Origin of the sequence: Streptomyces sp. Isolate_45 (genome assembly GCF_024721315.2) — a bacterium.
Lineage (GTDB): Bacteria > Actinomycetota > Actinomycetes > Streptomycetales > Streptomycetaceae > Streptomyces.
In genome coordinates, this window is the sequence record NZ_JANFAK020000366.1 from 1 (window position 1) to 1,324 (window position 1,324).

Consider the following 1,324-nt stretch of genomic DNA (forward strand, 5'->3'; position numbering starts at 1 on the left):
TCGGACGGGGCTGCGCTCGATGAGACGCGGTTCACGCAGCCGGCGTTGTTCGCGGTCGAGGTGGCGTTGTTCCGGCTCGTTGAGTCGTGGGGTGTGCGGCCGGACTTCGTGTCCGGTCATTCGATCGGTGAGATCGCCGCCGCGCATGTGGCGGGTGTGGTGTCGCTGGAGGACGCGTGCGCTCTGGTGGCGGCGCGTGGTCGGCTGATGCAGGCGCTGCCGGCGGGTGGCGTGATGATCGCGGTTCAGGCGGCGGAGGACGAGGTCCTGCCGTTGCTGACGGACCGGGTGAGCATCGCCGCCGTCAACGGTCCGCGGTCGATCGTGATCGCGGGTGACGAGGACGCCGCGGTTGCGGTGGTGGAGTCCCTCCGCGACCGGAAGAGCAAGCGCCTCACGGTCAGCCATGCGTTCCACTCGCCGCACATGGATGCCATGTTGGACGACTTCCGCCGGGTGGTGGAAGGGCTCTCCTTCGAGGTTCCGCGCATTCCGATCGTGTCGAACCTGACCGGTGCCCTGGTCGCCGACGGTGAGATGGGTACGGCGGACTTCTGGGTCCGGCACGTCCGGGAGGCCGTCCGCTTCCTGGACGGCGTCCGCGCCCTGGAAGCGGCGGGCGTGACGACGTACGTCGAACTCGGCCCCGGCGGCGTGCTCTCGGCCATGGCCCAGGACTGCGTGACCGGCGGTGAAGGTGTCTCCTTCGTCCCCGCTCTGCGCAACGGGCGCCCCGAGACCGAGACGGTGGTCGCTTCACTGGCCCAGGCACACCTGCGGGGTCTGGATGTGGACTGGTCGACGTTCTTCGCCGGTACGGGTGCCCGGAGCGTGGAGTTGCCGACGTACGCCTTCCAGCGGCAGCGCTACTGGCTGCAGCTCACGGGCACGGCACGCAGCAGCACTGGACCTGACCTGGACTCCCGCTTCTGGGACGCGGTGGAACGCGAGGACCTGGAGTCGCTCGCCGACACACTGGACATGGACGACCAGGGCGCGTGGAGCACGGTTCTGCCCGGCCTCTCGGCCTGGCGCCGCAACCAGCGGACCCAGTCCGAGGTGGACCGCTGGCGCTATCGGGTGTCCTGGAAGCCGTTGACGGAGGCCGGTGCGGGTGCCGGTGCGCGGTTGTCGGGTACTTGGCTGGTTGTGGTTTCCGGCGCCGGGTCCGGTGATGAGGCTGTGGTGGGTGCGCTCGCCGGGCGCGGTGCCGACGTACGCCGGGTCGTGGTTGAGTCCGGCGCGGAGCGGGCTGCTTGGGCCGATCTGCTGTCGGACGTCGGGTCCGTGGCCGGTGTGGTGTCGCTGCTCGCCCTGGGCGAGG

General features: G+C 70.2%; 1 protein-coding gene. It reads left to right on the forward strand.

Annotated elements, in window-relative coordinates:
* Nucleotides 1–1,324, forward strand: a 1,324-nt coding sequence (locus NOD94_RS41100; protein ID WP_281211348.1) for an acyltransferase domain-containing protein, incomplete at both ends; no start/stop codon positions are given.